At 60.5% G+C, this 23,725-nt stretch carries 19 protein-coding genes; 10 read left to right on the top strand and 9 right to left on the bottom strand.

All coding sequences use genetic code 11. From position 1 onward, the window contains the following. Positions 1-24 precede the first annotated feature (24 nt). From C8K63_RS10345 to C8K63_RS10315, 7 genes are all read right to left on the bottom strand, one after another. On the bottom strand, positions 25-1,035 hold the full coding sequence (locus tag C8K63_RS10345; protein ID WP_108216616.1) for a chemotaxis response regulator protein-glutamate methylesterase: 1,011 nt from the start codon (positions 1,033-1,035) through the stop codon (positions 25-27). Beyond that, the gene (locus tag C8K63_RS10340; protein ID WP_108216615.1) at positions 1,032-3,311 is read right to left on the bottom strand and encodes a hybrid sensor histidine kinase/response regulator; all 2,280 of its coding nucleotides are present in this window, start codon (positions 3,309-3,311) and stop codon (positions 1,032-1,034) included. Before C8K63_RS10340 ends, C8K63_RS10345 begins: the two co-directional genes overlap by 4 nt. Beyond that, positions 3,308-3,988 carry a chemotaxis protein CheW gene (locus tag C8K63_RS10335; protein ID WP_108216614.1) on the bottom strand — a complete coding sequence of 227 codons (681 nt, stop codon included), beginning with the start codon at positions 3,986-3,988 and terminating at the stop codon, positions 3,308-3,310. Before C8K63_RS10335 ends, C8K63_RS10340 begins: the two co-directional genes overlap by 4 nt. Then, positions 3,985-5,262, bottom strand: a complete 1,278-nt coding sequence (locus C8K63_RS10330; protein WP_108216613.1) for a protein-glutamate O-methyltransferase CheR — start codon at positions 5,260-5,262, stop codon at positions 3,985-3,987. Before C8K63_RS10330 ends, C8K63_RS10335 begins: the two co-directional genes overlap by 4 nt. Beyond that, entirely contained in the window at positions 5,259-5,795 is a 537-nt protein-coding gene (locus C8K63_RS10325; protein ID WP_108216612.1) for a chemotaxis protein CheW, read from the bottom strand. Before C8K63_RS10325 ends, C8K63_RS10330 begins: the two co-directional genes overlap by 4 nt. Continuing rightward, positions 5,795-7,417, bottom strand: a complete 1,623-nt coding sequence (locus C8K63_RS10320; protein ID WP_108216611.1) for a methyl-accepting chemotaxis protein — start codon at positions 7,415-7,417, stop codon at positions 5,795-5,797. Before C8K63_RS10320 ends, C8K63_RS10325 begins: the two co-directional genes overlap by 1 nt. Before the next feature lie 276 nt (positions 7,418-7,693). Continuing rightward, positions 7,694-8,386, bottom strand: coding sequence for a tellurite resistance TerB family protein (locus C8K63_RS10315; protein WP_108216610.1), 693 nt, complete (start codon positions 8,384-8,386; stop codon positions 7,694-7,696). A 194-nt stretch (positions 8,387-8,580) separates the two neighbouring features. On the opposite strand from C8K63_RS10315, the gene C8K63_RS10310 reads away from it, so the two are divergent. The 8 genes from C8K63_RS10310 (at position 8,581) to C8K63_RS10275 (ending at position 18,737) form a co-directional block, all read left to right on the top strand. Further along, entirely contained in the window at positions 8,581-9,495 is a 915-nt protein-coding gene (locus C8K63_RS10310; RefSeq protein ID WP_108216609.1) for a LysR family transcriptional regulator, read from the top strand. 147 nt (positions 9,496-9,642) lie between these two features. Continuing rightward, positions 9,643-11,100, top strand: a complete 1,458-nt coding sequence (locus tag C8K63_RS10305; RefSeq protein ID WP_256594926.1) for a gamma-aminobutyraldehyde dehydrogenase — start codon at positions 9,643-9,645, stop codon at positions 11,098-11,100. Positions 11,101-11,293: 193 nt separating this feature from the next. Continuing rightward, entirely contained in the window at positions 11,294-12,445 is a 1,152-nt protein-coding gene (gene ydcS / locus C8K63_RS10300) for a putative ABC transporter substrate-binding protein YdcS (RefSeq protein WP_108216607.1), read from the top strand. Positions 12,446-12,629: 184 nt separating this feature from the next. Beyond that, the gene (locus C8K63_RS10295; RefSeq protein WP_108216606.1) at positions 12,630-13,667 is read left to right on the top strand and encodes an ABC transporter ATP-binding protein; all 1,038 of its coding nucleotides are present in this window, start codon (positions 12,630-12,632) and stop codon (positions 13,665-13,667) included. A gap of 1 nt (position 13,668) precedes the next feature. Beyond that, positions 13,669-14,616 (top strand): ABC transporter permease, encoded by a 948-nt coding sequence (locus C8K63_RS10290; protein ID WP_108216605.1) that lies wholly within the window; start codon positions 13,669-13,671, stop codon positions 14,614-14,616. Next, a complete protein-coding gene (locus C8K63_RS10285) occupies positions 14,606-15,433 on the top strand; it encodes an ABC transporter permease (RefSeq protein ID WP_108216604.1) in 828 nt (275 codons plus the stop codon). Before C8K63_RS10290 ends, C8K63_RS10285 begins: the two co-directional genes overlap by 11 nt. Before the next feature lie 166 nt (positions 15,434-15,599). Then, complete coding sequence (locus C8K63_RS10280; protein ID WP_108216603.1) at positions 15,600-17,024, top strand: gamma-aminobutyraldehyde dehydrogenase; 1,425 nt, start codon at positions 15,600-15,602, stop codon at positions 17,022-17,024. 228 nt (positions 17,025-17,252) lie between these two features. Continuing rightward, entirely contained in the window at positions 17,253-18,737 is a 1,485-nt protein-coding gene (locus C8K63_RS10275) for an APC family permease (protein ID WP_108216602.1), read from the top strand. Between the two features lie 225 nt (positions 18,738-18,962). Here the strand turns inward: C8K63_RS10275 and C8K63_RS10270 are convergent, their stop codons facing one another. Beyond that, positions 18,963-20,000: a type II toxin-antitoxin system PemK/MazF family toxin gene (locus C8K63_RS10270; RefSeq protein WP_108216601.1), complete on the bottom strand. Its 1,038-nt coding sequence runs from the start codon at positions 19,998-20,000 to the stop codon at positions 18,963-18,965. Positions 20,001-20,550: 550 nt separating this feature from the next. On the opposite strand from C8K63_RS10270, the gene C8K63_RS10265 reads away from it, so the two are divergent. Beyond that, complete coding sequence (locus tag C8K63_RS10265; protein ID WP_108216600.1) at positions 20,551-21,063, top strand: Bro-N domain-containing protein; 513 nt, start codon at positions 20,551-20,553, stop codon at positions 21,061-21,063. 303 nt (positions 21,064-21,366) lie between these two features. Here the strand turns inward: C8K63_RS10265 and C8K63_RS10255 are convergent, their stop codons facing one another. Then, positions 21,367-21,552 (bottom strand): hypothetical protein, encoded by a 186-nt coding sequence (locus C8K63_RS10255; RefSeq protein WP_108216598.1) that lies wholly within the window; start codon positions 21,550-21,552, stop codon positions 21,367-21,369. Between the two features lie 418 nt (positions 21,553-21,970). Between C8K63_RS10255 and C8K63_RS10250 the strand changes: the two genes are divergently transcribed. Next, a complete protein-coding gene (locus C8K63_RS10250; protein WP_108216597.1) occupies positions 21,971-23,599 on the top strand; it encodes a glucan biosynthesis protein D in 1,629 nt (542 codons plus the stop codon). The last annotated feature ends 126 nt before the right edge of the window (positions 23,600-23,725 follow it).

The following is a 23,725-nucleotide window of genomic DNA, read 5'->3' as shown; positions in this document are numbered from 1 at the left end:
AGCCAGGAATGAGGGCAAAAGTGCTCATTTGGCGAAAATCTCCAGCAATCGTGGCGCTATCTTGTCCAGCGGGCGAATCTCCACGGCAGCGTCGATGGCCGCGGCCGCCTTCGGCATGCCGTACACCGCACTGCTGCCTTGGTCTTGTGCGATGGTCAGGAAGCCCTGTTGGCGCATGAGTTTAAGCCCCTGGGCGCCATCACGCCCCATGCCGGTGAGCAAAACCCCTATGGCGTCACCGTTCCAGTAACTGGCCACGCTCTCGAAGAACACATCGATGGAGGGCCGGTAGATCTCGTTGACCGGCTCGGCGGTGTAGGCCAGCGTGCCGTTTTTCAGCAAGCGAATATGGTGATTGGTGCCGGCCAGCATTACCGTGCCGCTTTGCGGCGGCTCGCCGTTCTCGGCCAGGCGCACATTGAGGCCGCTGGCGCTGCTGAGCCATTCAGCCATACCGGCGGCAAACACCTGGTCAACGTGCTGCACCAGCACGATGGCCGGAGAGAAATCACGCGGCAGCCCTTTGAGCAAGACTTCCAGCGCTGCCGGCCCACCGGCGGATGAGCCAATGGCGATCAGGCGCTGGCGTGAGCCCGAACTGCGCAACGGTGCCGGCGTCGGTCGCGGAAGGTTGCCCTTGTCGCCGATCAGCCAGCTGATGTTGAGGATCTTGCGCAACAACGGCGCGGCCGCTTCCTGGGCATTGCCGGTGCCGATGGCCGGGGTGTCGACCACGTCCAGCGCACCGTGGCCCATGGCCTCGAACACACGGTGCACGTTCTGCTGGCGATCCACGGTGACGATGACGATGGCACACGGGGTCTCGGCCATGATCCGCCGCGTGGCCTCGACGCCATCCATCACCGGCATGATCAGGTCCATCAGAATCAGGTCCGGCGTGTCCTGCGCACACTGGCGCACCGCCTCGGCACCATTGCCGGCGACCCAGACCACCTCGTGGGCCGGCTCGAATGCCAGAGCGCGGCGCAGGGCCTCCACCGCCATGGGCATGTCATTGACGATTGCGATCCTCATGCTCGTGCTCCTCCGATGAGCTCGACCACTGCATCGAGCAAGGCGTCGTCATGAAAACTGGCCTTGGCTAGATAATAGTCGGCCCCGGCATCCAGTCCACGGCGCCGGTCCTCTTCACGATCCTTGTAGGACACCACCATCACCGGCAGCGATTGCAGGCGATTGTCCCGACGCAGCAGCGTGACCAGTTCGATGCCGTCCATGCGCGGCATATCGATGTCGGTGATCAGCAGATCGAAATCCTCCGAACGCAGCGCGTTCCAGCCGTCCATGCCGTCCACCGCAACCGTCACGTCGTAGCCGCGATTGAGCAACAGCTTGCGCTGCAACTCTCGCACGGTCAGGGAATCATCCACCACCAGAATTCGTTTGCGGGCCGCCTCGACCACCTGATCGCTGCGACGGGCAATGCGCTCCAGACGCCCGGTGTTGAGCAATTTATCCACCGAACGCAGCATGTCTTCGACATCGATGATCAGCACCACCGAACCGTCGTCGAGCAAGGCCCCGGCGGAAATGTCCTGCACCTTGCCCAGACGCTCATCCAGCGGCAACACCACCAATGTCCGCTCACCGATAAACCGCTCCACTGCCACGCCGTAGATCGCATCGCGCTCGCGAATCACCACGACGCTCAGGGTTTGCCCGTTGTTCTGGCTGGCCGGGCGTTGCAACAATTGGCTGGCCGCCACCAGGCCGACATGCCGGCCTTCGTGCCAGAAATGCTGGCGACCTTCGACCTGCACGATATCCGCCGGCTCCAGGTCGCACATGCGCTCGATATGCGCCAGCGGAAAGGCATAGGCTTCGTCGCCGACTTCCACCACGAGGCTGCGCACCACCGACAGGGTCAGCGGCACCTCGAGGTGGAAACGACTGCCCTCGCCCGCCGTCTGCTCCAGCACCACCGCGCCGCGCAACTGCCGGACCATGTGCTGCACCGCATCCAGGCCAACGCCGCGACCGGACACCTCGGTGACCGTGTCGCGCAGACTGAAACCGGGCAGGAACAGGAATGTCAGCAACTCCTCTTCGCTCAACTGAGCAGCGGTTTGCGCGGGCGACAAACTTCGTTCAACGATGCTGCGACGGACCTTTTCCAGGTCCACGCCATTGCCGTCATCGCTCAATTCAAGCACCAGCAAACCGGCCTGATGGGACGCACGCAGGCGAATCAAACCTTCAGCCGGCTTGCCCGCCAGCAGGCGTTGTTCCGGGGTTTCAATGCCGTGGTCGACCGCATTGCGCAACAAGTGAGTCAGCGGCGCTTCAAGTTTTTCCAGCACGTCGCGATCAACCTGAGTCTTCTCACCCTCAATCTCCAGTCGCACCTGCTTGCCCAGATCGCGCCCCAGATCACGGACCATACGCACCTGACCGGTCAGCACATCGGCAAACGGCCGCATGCGACAGGCCAGCGCCGTGTCGTATAACACCTGTGCCCGCTGGCTGGCATGCCAAGCGAACTCATCGAGTTCGGTGTTCTTTTCCATGAGCAATTGCTGGGATTGCGCGAGCAAGCGGCGCGCATCCTCAAGGGCTTCCCGGGCCTCCAGGCTCAAGGCGTGATCCTTGAGATGCACGTTGAGACTTTCCAGTGCACGCAGGCTGTTGCTCTGCATGCGCTTGAGGCGCTGCATGGTCGCAAGGTGCGGTTTGAGCCGCAGGGTTTCCACCAGGGATTTGCTCGACAGATCGAGCAGGCTGTTCAGGCGCTCGGCGGTGACACGCAGCACACGTTCGCCGTTTTCGGTGGTGCGTGTGGTCTTGCGCGGGGCTGGCGCCGATGGCGGCTCGTCGGCAGACGCCGGCGACTCGACCTTGGGCGCGGGTGCTTCGAGTTGAAGTTCGGCCATCAGCGGTTCTGCTGGCGCGATCAACGGCGCCGTCGGGTCCAGTAACCGCGCCATCAATGCCACATAGGCGTCGATGTCCGCGTCCCCCGGCGTGCTGCCTGGCGTGGCAATGCGCATCAGCAAATCGGTGCCTTGCAACAACGCATCGATGTGCCCCGGACGCAGCACCAGGCGCCCTTCCTGGGCACTGACCAGGCAATCTTCCATCACATGGGCAACGCTGACCCCGGCATCGACGCCAACGATCCGCGCCGCTCCCTTGAGCGAGTGCGCCGCGCGCATGCACGATTCAAGTTGATCGGCCAGGGTCGGGTCGCGCTCAAGCGCCAGCAGGCCGACACTCAAGACCAGGGTCTGGGCTTCGGCCTCCAGGCTGAACAGCTCCAGCAAAGAGGCGTCGCGCATTTGCTCGGGGGTCATGAGAGGCTCCGGGTCACGGCGGACAGCAGCTGTTCTTCATCCAGCCAACGCAGGCTGCGACCTTTGAATTGCAAGACGCCACGGGTGTATTTGGCGCTGGCTTGCGCACCCGAACGCGATGCGGTATCGAGGACGTGCTCGTCGATGGCGTGAATCCCGTCGACTTCGTCCACCGGCACCACCACTGGTCCGCCGTGGGCCGCGATGATCAGCATGCGCGGCATGACCCGCGTGCCGGGTGCGACGTTGCTGGTGCCGTCGAGGCCGAGCAGTTCCACCAGTGACAGGCAGGCGACCAACGCGCCGCGCACATTCGCCACGCCGAGCAAGGCTCGGGAGCGCTGGTGCGGCAAGGAGTGAATCGCCTGCAGCGGCGCCACCTCGACCAGACTGCGCGTGACCAGGCCCAGCCATTCTTCACCCAGACGGAACATCAACAACGAGCGGGTTTTCACCTCGCTCTCGACCGTGACGGACACTGGCCCGCGATCCTCCTGCTGCAACGCATAGCGATCGAGCAAGCGTGTGGCGGCCGCCGAATACACCGCACAATTGCGGCAATGAATATGCTCGACCAGCAATGGGCAGGACTTGTCACCGTGGATACCGATGCGGTTCCAGCAGTCGTCGATGGCCTGGGCATCCCGTGTGACGCTAAAGGTGTCGGAGGCGATCATCGTTTACGCTCACTGTCGGTGGTGCGTGCGCTACGGGCGGCACGTACCTGCAATCGCCTGGCTCCCGCCACGTCGCCCTGGGCCTGCAGCAATGCAGCCAGGTGCATCAACGCTTCGGGATGTTGCGGTTCGAGGTACAACGCCTTGCGATAAAAGCCCTGGGCTTCGAGGACGTTTCCGGCTACATCGCTGAGCAGTCCCAGCCAATAGAACACCTGGGCTACCGGCTCATGACTGCGCAAATAGCTTTCACAAGCAGCCCTCGCCTCGGCACTTTTGCCTGCATTGGCCTGCGCGGCGATGTTCGCCAGCAGCACGGCCGTATCGGTGCCAGACGTTTTCGGCGCAGAAGCCAGCGGCACAACACTGGCGAATGGACGGCTGCGCACTGGCATTGGCACAGGCGATGGATTGCGCAACGGTTGCAGCACTGGCAATGGCGCTGGAACGAATGCCGGCAAGGGATCAGGGTCCGGCGTCCCCTGTCGACTGAACGCGAAGGACTGCGCGATACCGATCGAGCGCATTCCCAAACGCCCCAGCAGACCGCCTTCGGCCGGACCGATAAACAGCACGCCGTCAACGTGGGTCAGGCGCTTGAGCACTTCGAAGACTTGCTTCTGGGTCGGCTGGTCGAAATAGATCAGCAGGTTGCGACAAAACACGAAATCGAATGGCGGCTCACCGGCCAGCAAGGCCGGATCCAGCAGATTGCCGACCTGCAAACGCACTTGCTCAAGCACCCTCTGATCGAGGCGATAGCTCTCGCCTTCATCGATGAAATGACGGTCGCGAAACGCAATGTCATCACCCCGAAAGGAGTTCTTGCCATACAAAGCCCGCCGGGCTTTTTCCACTGACAATGGGCTGACGTCCATGCCGTCGACCTTGAACTGGTGTGGCTTGAGCCCGGCATCGAGCAACGCCATGGCGATGGAATAGGGTTCTTCACCGGTAGAGCACGGCAGACTGAGAATCCGCAGTGCGCGCAAGTTATTGATCTCGGCCAGACGTTTGCTCGCCAGCTTCGCCAGGGTGGCGAAGGATTCCGGATAACGGAAGAACCAGGTTTCCGGAACGATCACCGCTTCGATCAACGCCTGCTGTTCGTCCCGCGAGTCCTGCAAGATGCGCCAGTATTCATCGGCCGAGGGTGCTTGCGCCGCAATGCTGCGCTGGCGTACCGCTCGTTCGATGATTGCCGGACCCACCGAGGTCACGTCGAGTCCGATACGCTCTTTGAGGAAGTCGAAAAAGCGCTGATCGCTGCTCATGACCGCTCCTCCAGCAGTGCCGGATCCAGTGGCGGCGAGGGAAACAGCAAGGCGCGGACCTGTTCGTCCAGTAGATCGCTGACCCGTACCCATTGCAGCAAGCCCTGCTCGTCCTTGCGCACCGGCCCCAGGTAAGGCGCGTGCCGATTTTCCAGGCCGTAGGGCTGAAAATCCGCTGGATCGCAGCGCAAGGTGTCGGTCGCCTGTTCCAGAATCAATCCGAGCAACTGTGCTTCGGTAGTTTCATCCGGGCGATAGTTGACCAGCACCAGTCGCGTGCTGGTACGGGCCTGTGCAGGCGTACCGAACGTCAGTGCGCTCAAGTCGATCACCGGCACCACGGCGCCCCGATAGGCGAACACCCCGGCGACCCAGGCGGGGACATGGGGAATGGGCTTCAAGGGCAGGCGCGGCAGCACTTCCGCCACCTCGACGGCTTGCAACGCATAGCGCTCGCTGCCGATGCGGAACACCAGAAACAATGCATGCAGCGCCCGTTTCACGGCAGAGCGTTTGGCCGTGATTTCGCTCATCAGACTTTGAATCGCGAAACGCCGCTGCGCAGCCCGACGGCCACCTGGCTCAGCTCATCGATGGCGAAACTGGCCTGACGCAGAGACTCGACGGTCTGGCTGCTGGCATCGCCCAACTGCACCAGCGCATGGTTGATCTGCTCGGCGCCGGTAGCCTGGGCCTGCATGCCTTCGTTGACCATCAGCACCCGCGGCGCCAGCGCCTGAACCTGATGGATGATCTGCGACAACTGCTCGCCGACCTGCTGCACCTCGGACATGCCGCGACGCACTTCCTCGGAGAACTTGTCCATGCCCATGACCCCGGCCGATACCGCCGACTGGATCTCGCGCACCATTTGTTCGATGTCGTAAGTGGCCACCGCCGTCTGGTCCGCCAGGCGCCGCACTTCGGTGGCGACCACGGCAAACCCGCGCCCGTACTCACCGGCCTTCTCGGCTTCGATGGCGGCGTTGAGCGACAACAGGTTGGTCTGGTCGGCGACCTTGACGATGGTCACCACCACCTGATTGATGTTGCCGGCCTTCTCGTTGAGGATCGCCAGTTTGGCGTTGACCAGATCGGCCGCGCCCATCACCGAGTGCATGGTTTCCTCCATGCGCGCCAGGCCCTGTTGCCCGGAGCCGGCGGCCACGGAAGCCTGATCGGCGGCGGTGGAGACCTCGGTCATGGTGCGCACCAGATCCCGGGAAGTGGCGGCGATCTCACGGGAGGTCGCACCGATTTCCGTGGTGGTGGCGGCGGTTTCAGTGGCGGTCGCTTGCTGCTGCTTGGAGGTGGCGGCAATTTCAGTGACCGACGTGGTCACCTGCACCGACGAACGCTGGGCCTGGGACACCAGGGACGTGAGCTCGGTCATCATGTCGTTGAAGCCGGTCTCTACCGCGCCGAACTCGTCCTTGCGCTCCAGATTCAGGCGGCTGCTGAGGTCGCCAGTGCGCATGATTTCGAGGATTTTCACGATGCGGTTCATCGGCGCCATGATGGCGCGCATCAACAACAGGCCGCAGAGGGCGGCGGCCAGCACCGCGATCACCAGGGAAATGCCCATGATGACTTTGGCGGTGACCACCGCATCATCAATGGCCGCGATTTCTGTGTCCGCCACGCTCTTGTTATGATGCAGGATGTCATTGATCTTCATTCGACCTGCTATCCAGGTCGGGGTCAGTTCACCGCTGAACATTTTGACGGCCTCGGCGTTTTGGTTGCGTTTATGCAACTCGATCACCGCGGCCAGAATCCGGTGGTAGTCCTCATGAAGTTTTTCGAACGCTGCGAAATCGACCCTGTCTTCTTCGTCGCCCATCGTTGCACGGTAGAGCTCCATTTGCTCTTTCAACCGCTCAGCGAAGCCCTTGAAGTTCGCAGCATCCTCGGCATCGAAGCCCTGCCCTTCCTCCAGGCCGAGCATGGCCTGAATGCGTACATAGCTGTCGGACCACGCGCCACGAATCATCGAACTGTAATACAACCCTGGCAGAGCGTCCTCACGCACGCTGGCCTCGCTGTTTTCGATCGTCAACAGCCGGGAATACGAGACGACCACCATCAGCAACATGATGGTGATAATTACCGCAAAGCTCGCCAAAATGCGTTGGCGCAACGTCCAGTTCTTCACAGTCATTCCTCGGGGTTGATACGAAATGCGGGGGAGTATAGCTGAGGGCGGTGTTTCATAAATAAGACGGTTACGCCCCCCTTCCCGGATCGGGTCAGGGACTCTCTATCAGATCGGGTAGAAGTAGCCAGTGACGTAAGTGCAGAAGCCGACCGTGGATTGGCCGTGCGAGGTGTCGGGTGGCTGCAATGACCAGCGTCGTACACAAATCCCGAGATTGGCGAGTCGAGTAAACCTGTAGGAGCTGGCTTGCCAGCTCCTACGATATTTATGTGCTTACCGGGAAGCCTGGCGAACCTGCTTCTCAAGCTCGGCTTTCAACCCCGGCTCCAGCTCGAGCTGCCGCGCCAGCTCATCGAGGTAGGCCTTCTCCATGAAGTTTTCCTCGTCCACCATCATCACGCTGGCGATGTACATTTCGGCGGCGATTTCCGGGGAGTGGGCGGCGCGGGCGACATCGCTCGGGTCCAGCGGCTTGTTGAGCTCGGCGTGCAGCCAGCGTTGCAGTTCCTGGTCGCTGTCGAGCCGGCTGAACTCGCCTTCGATCAAGGCTCGCTCACGCTCATCGACATGACCGTCAGCCTTGGCCGCAGCCACCAGCGCCTTGAGAATCGCCTGACTGTGCGACTCCACTTGCGCGGCCGGTACGCGGTTCAGGGTTTGCGGCTCCGTACCGGCCGCAACGCCCTGCTGCGCCTGCCAGTTGCCGTAGGCTTTATAGGCCAGCACGCCCAACGCGGCGAGACCGCCGTAGACCGCGACCTTGCCCCCGACTTTACGGGCCTTTTTGCTGCCGAGCAGCAAACCCATGGCGCCTGCCGCCAATGCCCCGCCACTCGCGCCGCTGAGCAAACCGCCGAGGGCACCGGTGCCACCGCTCGCGCCCTTTTGCGGTGAGCTACCGGCCTTGTTCTGCAACAGGTCCTGGCCGGACTTGAGTAGTTGATCGAGCAATCCACGGGTGTTCATTTGCCACCTCCACAAGACGTTTAACCTGAAACCAAGGCCACCAGCCTAAAATGAAAGTGCCCACGCCCCGGGGGCGAGAGTGCTTCCAGATGTTGCATTGCCTCGATCCGCGCATTGCCGCCTGGCCCGGCCCATCAGAAAAAAAGATATACACTCTGGCCAATCGATAAAAACAGCCCACCGGGTGCTTTCCCATGATGACCTTGCGTCAGATCCGTCATTTCATCGCCGTGGCCGAGACCGGCTCGATCTCGGCCGCCGCGCAAACCGCGTTCATTTCCCAGTCGACCCTGACCCTGGCGATCCAGCAACTGGAAGAGGAAATCGGCGTCAGCCTGTTCAGTCGGCACGCCAAGGGCATGACCCTGACCCACCAGGGGCATCAATTCCTGCGTCAGGCGCACTTGATCCTGGCCACCGTGGATAACGCCAAGCGCAGCCTGCAACAGAGCACCGACCAGGTCGCCGGGCAGTTGATCGTCGGAGTGACCAGTCTGGTCGCCGGTTATTACCTGGCGGATTTGCTCACCCGTTTCCAGCGGGCCTACCCCAACGTGGAAATCCGCGTGATGGAGGACGAACGCCCGTATATCGAGCATTTGCTGGTCAGCGGCGAGATCGATGTCGGCGTGCTGGTCCTGTCCAACCTCGAAGACCGCCATGCCCTGCAGACCGAAGTGCTGACCCACTCGCCGCACCGTCTATGGCTGCCGGCCCAGCACCCGCTGCTGGAGCACGACAGCATCAACCTCGCCGACGTGGCCCTCGAGCCATTGATTCAGCTGAACGTCGATGAAATGGACCGCAATGCCCAGCGCATGTGGTCGGCAGCCTCGCTGCAACCGCGCATCACCCTGCGCACGGCCTCGACCGAAGCGGTGCGCAGCCTGGTGGCCGCCGGGCTGGGCGTTTCGATCCAGCCCGACATGACGTATCGCCCGTGGTCACTGGAGGGCGACATCATTGAAGCCCGCCCGATTGCCGACCTCAGCCAGACCCTGGATGTCGGCCTGGCCTGGCGTCGCGGCACCGCGCGGCCGGCGCTGGTCGACCCGTTCCTCACAGTCGCCCGCGAACAACCCCACGGCGGGCGCAAGCCATCTATTTAATCGAACGCCACCTTCAGTATTTAGAATTTGTCGACCTCGGGTCCGCGCTCTAGTCTTGTTGCATCCAATAAAGACGGCCGGGCCCCAGTCACAGGGAGCGCTGCCATGTCTACACAACAAGCCACACAAAGAACGAGAACACGAAAAATGGCTGGCGCGCAGACCCCGTTGTTCACCGCATTATTGATCGATGGTGAATTAGTCGCCGGTCAAGGCTGCGTCGAGCCGATTCTCAACCCTGCCACCGGGGAAGTCCTGACCCGGATCGCCGAAGCCAGCACCGAGCAAGTCGAAGCCGCCATCCTCGCTGCCCACCGAGCCTTTGCCGGGTGGTCGCGCACCACGCCACAGCAACGCTCGAACCTGCTGCTGGAAATCGCCAACTCCATCGAAAAAAACGCCGACCTGCTGGCCCGCCTCGAATCCATGAACTGCGGCAAACCGTTGCACCTGGCCCGTCAGGATGACCTGAATGCCACGGTCGACGTTTTCCGCTTCTTCGCCGGTGCCGTGCGTTGCCAGACCGGCCAGCTCAGCGGCGAATACCTGCCGGGCTACACCAGCATGGTCCGTCGCGATCCTATCGGGGTCGTGGCGTCGATTGCGCCGTGGAACTACCCGATCATGATGGCCGCGTGGAAAATCGCCCCGGCCCTCGCCGCCGGCAACACCCTGGTGTTCAAGCCGTCGGAACACACGCCGCTGTCGATCCTGGCCCTGGCGCCAGCGCTGGCCGAGATCCTGCCACGGGGTGTGATCAACATCGTTTGTGGTGGTGGTGAAGGCGTCGGCAGCCACCTGGTGAGCCACCCTAAAGTGCGCATGGTGTCGCTGACCGGCGATATCGTCACTGGCCAGAAAATTCTTCAAGCCGCCGCCAAAACCCTCAAACGCACCCACCTCGAACTCGGCGGCAAGGCCCCGGTGATCGTCTGCAACGATGCCGACATTCAGGCCGTGGTCGAAGGCGTGCGCACTTACGGCTATTACAACGCTGGCCAGGATTGCACCGCCGCTTGCCGGATTTACGCCCAGGCCGGGATTCATGACCGTTTGGTGGCCGAGCTCGGCGCGGCCGTCAGCAGCCTGCGCTTCGCCGGCAAACGCGACGCCGACAACGAAATCGGCCCGCTGATCAGCACCCGCCAGCGCGACCGCGTGGCCAGTTTTGTCGAGCGCGCACTCGGCCAGCAGCACATCGAGCGGGTGACCGGCGCAGCCGTGCATTCCGGCGCCGGATTCTATTACCAGCCGACCCTGTTGGCCGGCTGCAGACAAGGCGATGAAATCGTCCAGCGCGAGGTGTTCGGGCCGGTAGTTACCGTGACTCGCTTCGATGAGCTGGAACAAGCGGTGGACTGGGCCAACGATTCGGAATACGGCCTGGCTTCGTCGGTCTGGACCCAGAACCTCGACAAGGCCATGCAGGTCGCGGCGCGCTTGCAGTACGGCTGCACCTGGATCAACAGCCATTTCATGCTGGTCAGCGAAATGCCCCATGGCGGCCTGAAGCGCTCGGGCTATGGCAAGGACCTGTCCAGCGATTCGCTTCAGGACTACAGCGTGGTGCGGCACATCATGGCCCGCCATGGCGAGCATTTATAAAAGAGCACTACGCTAACAATTAGCCGTAAAGGCATTGATGTTGAAACGTCACAACACCGTGCCCCTTGTAGGAGCTGGCTTGCCAGCGAAGGCGCCAGTGAAGGCACCGCACGGCTCCTACAGGACTGTGTTTACAACGTTGAAACCACGTTCAAAAACTGCCCCGACCATAATTAAAGAAGAGGGAATTCCCATGTTCGTGCACAAGACCGCACTGTTCAGTGCAATCACCACCGCACTGCTCGCCAGCGCCAGCGTCCAGGCCGCCGAGCCGCTCAAAGCTGTCGGGGCGGGCGAAGGCCAACTGGATATTGTGGCCTGGCCTGGCTACATCGAACGTGGCGAGAGCGACAAGGCCTACGACTGGGTCACCGGTTTCGAGAAGGAAACCGGCTGCAAGGTCAACGTCAAGACCGCCGCCACCTCCGATGAAATGGTCAGCCTGATGGCCAAGGGCGGTTACGACCTGGTGACGGCGTCCGGAGATGCCTCCCTGCGCCTGATCGTCGGCAAGCGTGTGCAGCCGATCAACACCGCGTTGATCCCGAACTGGAAAAACCTCGACCCGCGCCTCAAGGATGGCCCCTGGTACGTGGTCAACAAGCAGACCTACGGCGCCCCGTATCAGTGGGGCCCGAACGTGTTGATGTACAACACCAACGTATTCAAGACCGCGCCCACCAGCTGGGGCGTGCTGTTCAATGCGCAAGACCTGCCGGACGGCAAGCCGAACAAGGGCCGCGTGCAGGCCTATGACGGCCCGATCTACATCGCCGACGCGGCGCTGTACCTGAAGACCGCCAAGCCGGAACTGGGTATCCAGAACCCCTACGAACTGACCGAGGCCCAGTACAAAGCCGTGCTCGACCTGCTGCGCGCCCAGCAGCCGTTGATACACCGCTACTGGCACGACACCACGGTACAGATGAGCGACTTCAAGAACGAAGGCGTGGTCGCCTCCGGCGCGTGGCCGTATCAGGTCAACGGCCTGATGAACGAGAAGCAGCCGATCGCCTCGACCATCCCGAAAGAAGGCGCCACCGGTTGGGCCGACACCACCATGATGCATGCCGAGGCCAAGCACCCGAACTGCGCCTACAAGTGGATGGACTGGTCGCTGCAACCGAAAGTCCAGGGCGACGTAGCGGCGTGGTTCGGCTCGCTGCCAGCGGTTCCGGCGGCGTGCCAGGGCAGTGAACTGCTCGGCGCCGAAGGCTGCAAGACCAACGGTTTCGATCAGTTCGACAAGATCGCCTTCTGGAAAACCCCGCAGGCTGAAGGCGGCAAGTTCGTGCCGTACAGCCGCTGGACCCAGGATTACATCGCAATCATGGGCGGTCGTTAAAGCAGACCTCCCTGTAGGAGCGAGCTTGCTCGCGAAGGTCGTTAACGATCACGCGGGCATCCTCAATGAACGTGTCGACCAGGCGTTTTTCGCGAGCAAGCTCGCTCCTACAACAGAATCCCCGTTTTTCAGAAGTCCAGGCAGGGCCGCTGCGACGGCCGTCGCCTTTTTGGAGCACCGCACCATGACGCTTGCAGTCCAGTTCACCAACGTCTCCCGTCAGTTCGGCGAAGTGAAAGCCGTAGACCGGGTTTCCATCGACATCCAGGACGGCGAGTTCTTCTCCATGCTGGGGCCTTCCGGCTCGGGCAAGACCACCTGTTTGCGCCTGATCGCCGGTTTTGAACAACCGAGCGCAGGTTCCATCCGCATTCATGGCGAAGAGGCCGCCGGCCTGCCGCCGTACCAGCGCGACGTGAACACCGTGTTCCAGGATTACGCGCTGTTCCCGCACATGAACGTGCGCGACAACGTCGCCTACGGCTTGAAAGTCAAAGGCATCGGCAAGGCCGAGCGCCTCAGGCGCGCCGAAGAATCCCTGGAGATGGTCGCCCTCGGCGGCTACGGCGACCGCAAGCCTGTGCAGCTCTCCGGTGGCCAGCGCCAGCGTGTGGCCCTGGCCCGCGCCCTGGTCAACCGTCCACGGGTGCTGCTGCTCGACGAACCCCTCGGTGCCCTCGACCTGAAACTGCGCGAGCAAATGCAGGGCGAGCTGAAGAAGCTGCAACGCCAGCTCGGCATCACGTTCATTTTCGTCACCCACGACCAGACCGAAGCACTGTCGATGTCCGACCGCGTGGCCGTGTTCAACAAAGGCCGCATCGAACAAGTCGACAGCCCGCGCAACCTGTACATGAAACCGGTCACCACCTTCGTGGCGGAATTCGTTGGCACCTCCAACGTGATTCGTGGCGACCTGGCCAGGCAGTTGAGTGGCAACCCGCAGCCGTTTTCGATTCGCCCGGAGCATGTGCGTTTCGCCGAAGGCCCGCTGGCCAGCCACGAAATCGAAGTCACTGGCTTGCTCCACGATATCCAGTACCAGGGCAGTGCCACCCGCTACGAACTGAAACTGGAAAACGGCCAGACCCTGAACATCAGCAAGGCCAACAACCAATGGCTGGACACCAGCGCACAACACCAGACCGGCCAGCGCATCAGTGCTCGTTGGGCGCGTGAAGCCATGATCACATTACACGACACCGTTGCGGGCGGGGTGTGAGATGAACACCCTGGCTATCTCCCAAACCCGGTCGGGCAGCTCGCCGTTGCGCCGGTTCTCAAGCCTGCTGTATCGCCGGCCAAACCTGTACCTGTCGATGCTGCTGGTGCCACCGCTGCTGTGGTTCGGCGCGATCTACCTGGGCTCATTGCTGGTGCTGCTGTGGCAGGGTTTCTACACCTTCGATGACTTCACCATGGCGGTTACCCCCGACCTGACCCTGGCCAACTTCACCGCGCTGTTCCAGCCATCGAACTTCGACATCATCCTGCGCACTCTGGGCATGGCCGTCGTCGTGTCGATGGCCAGCGCCATCGTCGCGTTCCCGATTGCCTACTACATGGCGCGCTACACCACGGGCAAGACCAAGGCGTTTTTCTACATCGCGGTGATGATGCCGATGTGGGCCAGTTACATCGTCAAGGCCTACGCCTGGACGCTGCTGCTGGCCAAGGGTGGCGTGGCGCAGTGGTTCGTGCAGCACCTGGGGCTGGAACCGGTCCTGCAGTTCGTGCTGGGTATTCCGGGGGTTGGCGGCAGTACCTTGTCGACCTCGCACCTGGGGCGCTTCATGGTGTTCGTCTACATCTGGCTGCCGTTCATGATCCTGCCGATCCAGGCCTCGCTGGAGCGCCTGCCGCCGTCGCTGCTGCAAGCCTCCGCCGACCTGGGCGCCAGGCCAAGCCAGACCTTCATGCAAGTGATCCTGCCGCTGTCGATCCCGGGCATTGCCGCAGGTTCCATCTTCACCTTCTCGCTGACCCTGGGCGACTTCATCGTGCCGCAACTGGTGGGCCCGCCCGGCTACTTCGTCGGCAGCATGGTGTATGCCCAGCAAGGCGCGATCGGCAACATGCCGATGGCCGCCGCCTTCACCCTGGTGCCGATCGTGCTGATCGCCATCTACCTGTCCATCGTCAAACGACTGGGGGCCTTCGATGCACTCTAATTCAGAAAAGCAGGGGGACAAAGCCTCTCTCGGCCTGCGCATTGCCGCATGGGGCGGGTTGCTGTTCCTGCACTTCCCGATCCTGATCATCTTCCTGTACGCCTTCAACACCGAAGACGCGGCGTTCAGCTTTCCGCCCAAGGGTTTCACCTGGAAGTGGATCGGCGTGGCGTTCTCGCGGCCGGACGTGCTGGAAGCGATCAAGCTGTCGTTGCAGATCGCCTCGATTGCCACTCTGATCGCCATGGTCCTCGGCACATTGGCCTCGGCCGCGCTGTACCGCCGGGATTTCTTCGGCAAGCAAGGCATCTCGCTGATGCTGATACTGCCGATTGCCCTGCCGGGGATCATCACCGGGATCGCGCTGCTGGCGACCTTCAAGACGCTGGGAATCGAACCGGGGATGTTCACCATCATCGTCGGCCACGCGACCTTCTGTGTGGTGATCGTCTACAACAACGTCATCGCCCGCTTGCGTCGTACCTCCCACAGCTTGATCGAAGCCTCGATGGACCTTGGCGCCGACGGCTGGCAGACCTTCCGCTACATCATCCTGCCGAACCTCGGCTCGGCGTTACTGGCCGGCGGCATGCTGGCATTTGCCCTGTCGTTCGACGAAATCATCGTCACCACCTTCACCGCCGGCCATGAACGCACCCTGCCGTTGTGGCTGCTCAACCAGCTCAGCCGCCCACGGGACGTGCCGGTAACCAACGTCGTGGCGATGCTGGTGATGATCGTGACCATGCTGCCGATTCTTGGTGCCTATTACCTGACGCGGGGTGGTGAGAGCGTTGCGGGCAGTGGCGGTAAGTAACTGACAACCAACATCTCCTGTAGGAGCGAGCCTGCTCGAGAAAAACGTTAACGATGACGAGGGCAGCCTGGATAAGCGCGGCGCTCTGACGTTCTTCGCGAGCAAGCTCGCTCCTACAGTGATCCGGTTTCTACAGAACAATAAAAGCGCCAAAGAGGACATGAACATGCAAACCAAATTACTGATCAACGGCCAACTGCTCGACGGCGAAGGCCCCGCCCAACCGGTGTTCAACCCGGCGCTGGGGCGCGTGCTGGTGGAAATCAACGAAGCCAGCGAAGCCCAGGTCGATGCCGCCGTACGCGCTGCCGACGCCGCGTTCGACAGCTGGTCGCAAACCCCGCCGAAAGCGCGTTCGCTGCTGCTGCTCAAACTCGCCGATGCCATCGAAGCCCATGGCGAAGAGCTGGCCAAACTGGAATCGGACAACTGCGGCAAGCCCTACAGCGCCGCGCTGAACGACGAGATCCCGGCAATTGCCGACGTGTTCCGTTTCTTCGCCGGTGCCAGCCGCTGCATGAGCGGATCGGCCGGTGGCGAGTACCTGCCGGGTCACACCTCGATGATCCGCCGCGACCCGGTGGGCGTGATCGCCTCCATCGCGCCGTGGAACTACCCGCTGATGATGGTCGCCTGGAAAATCGCCCCGGCCCTGGCCGCCGGCAATACCGTGGTGCTCAAGCCGTCGGAACAGACTCCACTGACGGCCCTGCGCCTGGCCGAACTGGCGTCGGATATCTTCCCGGCCGGCGTGCTCAACCTGGTATTTGGCCGTGGTCCTACCGTTGGCAGCCCGCTGGTGACCCACCCGAAAGTGCGCATGGTGTCGCTGACCGGTTCGATCGCCACCGGCTCGAACATCATTTCCAGCACCGCCGACAGCGTCAAACGCATGCACATGGAACTGGGCGGCAAGGCCCCGGTGATCATCTTCGACGATGCCGATATCGACGCCGCCGTCGAAGGCATCCGTACCTTCGGTTTCTACAACGCAGGGCAAGACTGCACCGCCGCCTGCCGCATCTATGCCCAGGCAGGCATCTACGACAAGTTCGTGGAGAAACTCGGCGCGGCAGTCAGCAGCATCAAGTATGGCTTGCAGGACGATCCGTCGACCGAACTCGGCCCGCTGATCACCGCGCAACACCGCGACCGCGTGACCGGTTTCGTCGAGCGCGCCATCGCCCAGCCACACATTCGTTTGATCACTGGTGGTAAAGCTGTCGAAGGCGACGGTTACTTCTTCGAACCGACCGTGCTGGCCGATGCACAACAGGACGACGAAATCGTGCGTCGCGAAGTGTTCGGGCCAGTGGTGTCGGTGACCAGATTCAGCGATGAAGCACAGGTGCTGGGCTGGGCCAACGATTCGGACTACGGCCTCGCCTCTTCCGTGTGGACCGCCGACGTCGGCCGCGCCCATCGCCTGTCGGCCCGCTTGCAGTACGGCTGCACCTGGGTCAACACGCACTTCATGCTGGTCAGCGAAATGCCCCACGGCGGTCAGAAACTGTCCGGCTATGGCAAGGACATGTCCATGTACGGGCTGGAGGACTACACCGTCGTACGGCATGTGATGTTCAAGCATTAAGAAAAGCATCGCGAGCAGGCTCGCTCCTACAGTTGATCGCATTCCCCTGTAGGAGCGAGCCTGCTCGCGATGGCGTCACCACAACACTCAAGGAAGAAACCGGCACCAACACCACCAGGCTCCACCCCAAAGAAGACAAAACAATAACCACCGAACCGGGCGGTGCCCTCAAGGCCCCGTCACGGTTTCGGACATCCGAAATCTGCCGATTTTCCGGAGCAAACACACATGAGTGCATTACCCGAACTCTCTGCAGCCCTTGCCGACAGCGATGCCGAGCAACTACGCAAACTGGGTTACACCTCCAACTTCAATCGCAGCATGAGCCTGTGGGAAAACTTCGCCCTGGGCTTCACCTACCTGTCCCCGGTCGTCGGGGTCTATACCCTGTTCGGCCTGTGCCTGGCCGCGGGCGGGCCACCGATGTTCTGGGCTTACTTGCTGGTCGGTTGCGGCCAGTTGCTGGTGTGCCTGATCTTCGGCGAAGTGGTTTCGCAGTTCCCGATTTCCGGCGGCGTGTACCCATGGGCCCGTCGTCTGGTGGGCAAGCGCTGGGCGTGGATGGTCGGCTGGATCTACTCCATCGCCCTGTGCGTGACCATCGCTGCCGTGGCGGTGGGTGCCGGTCCGTACCTCGCCGCCATGATGGGCTTTGAACCGAGCAACAACACCAACATCATCATCGCCCTGTTCCTGACGCTGTTCGCCACCCTGGTCAACCTCAGCGGCACCAAAGTGCTGGCACGGATCGCCATGTTCGGCTTCCTCTGCGAGCTGGTCGGCGCAGTCATCGTTGGCGTTTACCTGCTGATTTTCGAACGTCATCAACCGATCAGCGTGCTGTTCAACACCTTTGATATCAGTGTCGACGGCTCGTACCTGCCGGCGTTCCTCACCGCTTCGCTGGCGGGGATGTTCCTGTACTACGGCTTCGAGGCCTGCGGCGACGTGGCCGAAGAAACCCCGAACCCGAGCAAGCAGATCCCGGTGGCCATGCGCATGACCATCTACATCGGCGGCATCGCGGCGATGTTCGCCTGCCTGGCGCTGATCCTGGCCGTGCCGGACATGCAGGCCGTGATCAACGGTACCGACAAGGACCCGGTCACCACCATCCTCAACAACGCATTCGGCCCGGTGGGTTCGAAAGTGGTGATGGGCGTGGTGATGATTTCCTTCATCTCCTGCGTGATCAGCCTGCAAGCGGCAGCCAGTCGTCTGCTGTATTCCTACGCCCGTGATGAAATGGTCATCGGCAGCCGACTGCTGAAAAAGATTTCCCCTACGACTCAGGTACCCGTTGCCGCACTGTTCGTGTCCGGCGTCCTGCCGGCACTGATCATCATCCTCGGCTTCTTCCTGCAAGACGCGGTGGCCACCATCGTCAGCTTCGCGGCCATCGGCATCTACCTGGCGTTTCAGATGATCGTGCTCGCGGCCCTGTACGCCCGCATGAAGGGCTGGAAACCGAGCGGCAAATTCACCCTCGGCGCCTGGGGCTGGGCGGTGAACATCGGCGCGCTGGTCTACGGCGTCGGCGCCATCATCAACATGGCCTGGCCACGTACGCCGGACGCCGCCTGGTACATCAATTACGCGATGGTGCTGAGTACCGCCATCGTGATTGGTCTGGGCCTGCTCTACATGTGGATCGCCAAGCCGTATGACCACGGGAAGGCGCCTGCGGGGGATGCGTGGAAGGTTGGTCGGTAATAGTTCTTTGATCGGACGCGCTGCCCGCAGCGATGCGGGCAGGATTGAGGTTGCTAAAACATATTGAGCATTTGAACAGACATAAAAAAACCGCCCCTAAAGGCGGTTTTACTTTCACAGAAGAGGGTATTAACCCTGTCGCCTGGGTAGAGTTCTGCTCTCTTTGCCAGACCATGTGAGCCAATGGTATTAACCGATGAAGGCGGTGTCAATTCGTTTTGCTTGTTAAAAAACAGTGGCCGCGACTTCATTTTCAGCATCCAGATTTCGTTGAAATTCGAGCTCATCCTCATACTCAAGCCCCATTTCCGCCGCCCACCTTTTGGCTAGCTTCTGGACAGCAACAAGCTGCCTCAATGCGGTATTGCGAATGTCCAACTCTGTATTGAGTTGGTCGACGACCTCCTGCAGCTTTTGAGCTTTAAGCTGAGCCTGAAGTAAATCGTTGTACGGAACATAACCGGAGGCTCCCACGGCGTGAATCAGCGCTGACCTCAGCAACTTGCTCTCGGTGACACTCAGCGCAACAGGGTACTTAACGCTCCTCCCTGTATCCCTCCCGTCGCCGAAATAGCTGATTGGAGGCAAAATTCGTTGGGTCGAAACGCACTCAAGCATGCTGCAAAGCACATAGCTTTCTTTTCCGCTGTTTTGGTAGCGAGGCATTTTGTCCAAGGTAGCCTGTTCCAGCTTGAAGGCTGACCTGTCTTCGACGGCAATAGCTCTTGATGTCACAGGGGCAACCTGAACAAGATTTTTTGATATCACCTTCACAACGACAGCAAGCCTGCGCTTATGCATCTCGGCCTCAAGCAGCGTGTCCATGTACCGCTTGTTGGACTTGCTCGACGCATCTGTGCGTGCGCTTCGCTGCACGAACCCATAGTCCACTTCGACCAGTTTCCCTTGGCGCCCCAGAAGTTTCTGTAGCTTCAAGCTTTTGTCTTTTTTCAGCGTCTGATTCAGAAAAATCTCTTTAGAAACATCCTGTCTTTGAATCAGCACCGAAAAAACAGCGGGCCGCGTAGCCGTGGCGGCGGTCGACTTTATCGATTCGAGTCGCCAAAGGTGATTGCTGTCATTGATGAAGCATTTGGTCAGGAAAACCGGGTGTGGGGCTGTCCCCGGCTTGGAGCGCGGCATCCCTGGAATCAGTGTTTCACGGATATCTTCGTAAATTTCCGTTCCCAGAACGACTTGGCTGGATCCGCCGGTAGTTTTATTGATCACCGTTTCGAGATAACGGACAACGATCGTCTGCATTTGCTTCCCTGACTTGTAGAAAGAACGTTTTTTTCGCTGGACTCTTCTGAAAAAACTCGCGCCTCCCACAAGCGATTTATAGAAGAAGCACTAGCTGGAAACTCGATCAATGCAGAAAAATCTGCAGTCCAATCTTGAACCCGGAAAAGTTATAGGAAAAATCAGGGGCGCACGCTATGTCACCTCGGTAGATGCAAAAACAGAAAATTCCTACAGATACAGCCTTCCTGAAAAACCCTCGATTCCTACAACACGCGTCGCCAGAGTAGACTTGGCGCCGCGAGCGCCTGACCGATAGGCTTTGTTCCGTCGCTGCCAAATCAGCGGCCCGGAGTCGAAGCCGGAACATATCAACATGGCGCATCCGCGCCCCCATATGAGCTGGGGCATTTTTTTGCCTTTCAGTTTCGCGTTATGGCGGGCCGTGTGGCGCGGGCCTCTCGGCTTCCATGTTGATCGAGAATGTTCCGACTTCGAACGCCCCACGGTCCGCCACCCAAATCTGTCGAAGGATTATTGGCGGCTCCTTTCTTCAACATGGAGTCGAAAAATGCATAAGCACACAACCCATCCGACTGAAATTCCTTCCTGCTTCATCCCTAAAGTCTTCACCCGCCACAACCGCTTCCTCCATGCCTTCATGCAAGACAACCAAGCCTGGTTCTGCGCACAGGATCTGGGTCGTCTGATGGGCAAACCACTCAACGAACGCCTGACCCTGAAACTCGACCCCGACCAACGTCGCACTGTCTGGCTGCTCAAGGACGGCAAAACAGTCGAAACCCTGATGGTCAGCGAATCAGGCATGTACGCCTTGCTGGTTCATCATTTCGTCCCGGAAAACCGCAACCTGCGCCAATGGTTGAGCAACGAAGTCATACCCTCGCTGCGTGATGCGAAATCAGAGCCTGTGGAAAACCTGCCAAGCCTGAGTTCCTTGAATTGGGCTGGAATCTCCGTGCCCTTGCTGCATTACCAACATCACGCCTGGATCAAGTGGCGAGACATGCCTGAGTTGATGCAGGTGCAGCGACCCTTCCCAATCGCTGGCACTTGCCGTTGAAGGGATAAATCGAGCTGAAAAAAGGGACAGACTTCACGGTCCGTCCCTTTGGTTTGAGTCCTCTCAATTAATTGTCCTGCTGAATGAGTTATTTCCACATGAACAAGACTCACAGCGTCAAACGAACCCTCATCGAAATGATTCCATGTGATAGCTCGTTTGCAGAGGCGTATCTCCATAAGCACGACCAGCAATCTGTCCGACAGCAAGCAATAGACGCTGGCATAGCCGACGCTGATGCAGGCAGGTTAACCAGCCTGGCCACCGTGAAGGCCAAATGGCTCTCACGGTAACCAGCCCTGCTCAAAACCTCGAAACACTCCTCATCGCATCCACCAGATACCTCATCGCGATCCTGTCGCTCTCCGACAGCTCCCGATAGCGTTCCACCAGTTTCATTTCCTCGCTGTTGAGCCGGCGTCTTCGCCGCCCGGTGGCCAGGCAAGGAAAGATTCCCAACAATTCAGTGATGTTCTGTACTTTCGACATGGACGATGTCCTTCTCTAGACGTCAAAGAAACTGCAAAAAACCGCATCGCCCTATCCCTTTTTCAGCAGCCGCTGGGTGCCCACTGAACCGCACCGGTCCGAAGGGCATAAACCGGTCATGTGCACAGAATAGAAATATTCCGGGCGCTGAAAAGCAATTTTTAGAGTAACTAGTCGAAAAAAGCAGAAATGCCCTTTAAATCAGAAACCACTGTCGGAATTGTTTCCCGACATGTCTTGTTTCATTGCTGGGCCAGCGCAGTGCCATCAATCAATTTTGCTCTTCAATCGAACGCTTTAAGCTATCGGGCATCTGTGTAAAAGTCCGTTGCGTTTGGCCGAAGGCATGTCCGAACCGATATTTCTGATCCAGCACGTGCCAGGAACGGCGCGGGATTGTTCACGACAGGTTGTATTTATGCACCGCAGGAACTTGCTCAAAGCCTCCATGGCCATCGCGGCCTACACTGGTTTGTCCGCCACGGGCCTGATGGCGGCCCAGGCCTGGGCCGCCAGCGGCGGCACCGCTGATGGCGAGGCCACCGCGTTCGATTTCGAAGCGCTGAAACTCCAGGCCAAACAGCTCGCCAGCCGTCGCTACCAGGACACCAAGCAACAATTGCCGCCGACCCTGGCGAGCATGACGCCGCAGAACTTCAATGCGATCCGCTACGACGCCAGGCACTCTTTGTGGAATGACCTGAACGGTCAGCTGGATGTGCAGTTTTTCCACGTCGGCATGGGGTTCAAGCAGCCGGTGCGCATGTACAGCGTCGACCCCAAGACCCGTCAGGCGCGCGAGGTGCATTTCCGCCCGTCGCTGTTCAACTATGAAAACACCACGGTCGACACCGCACAGCTCAAGGCCGATTTGGGTTTCTCCGGCTTCAAGTTGTTCAAGGCCCCGGAACTGGACAAACACGACGTCGTGTCTTTCCTCGGCGCCAGTTACTTCCGTGCGGTGGACGCCACCGGCCAGTACGGTTTGTCGGCCCGCGGGCTGGCCATCGACACCTACGCCAAAAAGCGCGAAGAATTCCCCGACTTCACCAAGTTCTGGTTCGAGACGCCGGACAAGGACAGCACCCGCTTCGTGGTCTACGCCCTGCTCGACTCGCCGAGTGCCACCGGTGCCTACCGCTTCGATATCGACTGCCAGGCCGAGCGCGTGGTGATGGAGATCGATGCCTACGTCAACGCACGCACCGCCATCGACCAACTGGGCATCGCGCCGATGACCAGCATGTTCAGTTGCGGCACCCACGAACGCCGGATGTGCGACACCATTCACCCGCAAATCCACGACTCCGATCGCCTGGCCATGTGGCGCGGCAACGGCGAGTGGATCTGCCGCCCGCTGAATAACCCGGCGACCTTGCAATTCAATGCCTTCGCCGACAAGGACCCGAAAGGTTTCGGCCTGGTACAGACCGACCACGAGTTCGCCAGCTATCAGGACACCGTAGACTGGTACAGCCGCCGCCCGAGCCTGTGGGTCGAGCCGACCACCCCATGGGGCGAAGGCTCGATCGATCTGCTGGAAATCCCGACCACCGGCGAAACCATGGACAACATCGTCGCCTTCTGGACCCCGAAGAAACCAGTGGCTGCGGGGGACTCGTTGAACTACGGCTACAAACTCTACTGGAGCGCACTGCCACCGGTCGGCACTCCGCTGGCGCGAGTCAATGCGACCCGTTCAGGCATGGGCGGATTCACCGAAGGCTGGGCGCCGGGCGAGCATTACCCGCCAGTCTGGGCCCGTCGTTTTGCCGTGGACTTCACCGGCGGCGGCCTGGACCGCTTGCCTGAAGGCGCGGGCATCGAGCCGGTGGTCACTTGCTCGAACGGCGAGGTCAAGGATTTCAGCGTGCTCAAGCTCGATGACATCAAGGGCTACCGCATCCTGTTTGACTGGTACCCGACCAATGACAGCGTGGAACCGGTCGAGCTGCGCCTGTTCATCCGCACCAACGACCGCACGCTGAGCGAAACCTGGTTGTATCAGTACTTCCCGCCAGCCCCGGACAAGCGCAAATATCCGTGATGACCAAGTAGCACCCAACCACCATTCGGTTTTCCGAACGCGACCTGCGGGTCAGTTCGGTTAACCGGATCATCCAGCCTCAATATTCGCGCCATAAATATTTAATTTCCTTATAAATCAATAACA

It is taken from the genome of Pseudomonas sp. GV085 (genome assembly GCF_003050925.1).
Lineage (GTDB): Bacteria > Pseudomonadota > Gammaproteobacteria > Pseudomonadales > Pseudomonadaceae > Aquipseudomonas.
Note: the sequence above shows the minus strand (reverse complement) of the source record. Positions and strands in the feature narration are given on the sequence as shown.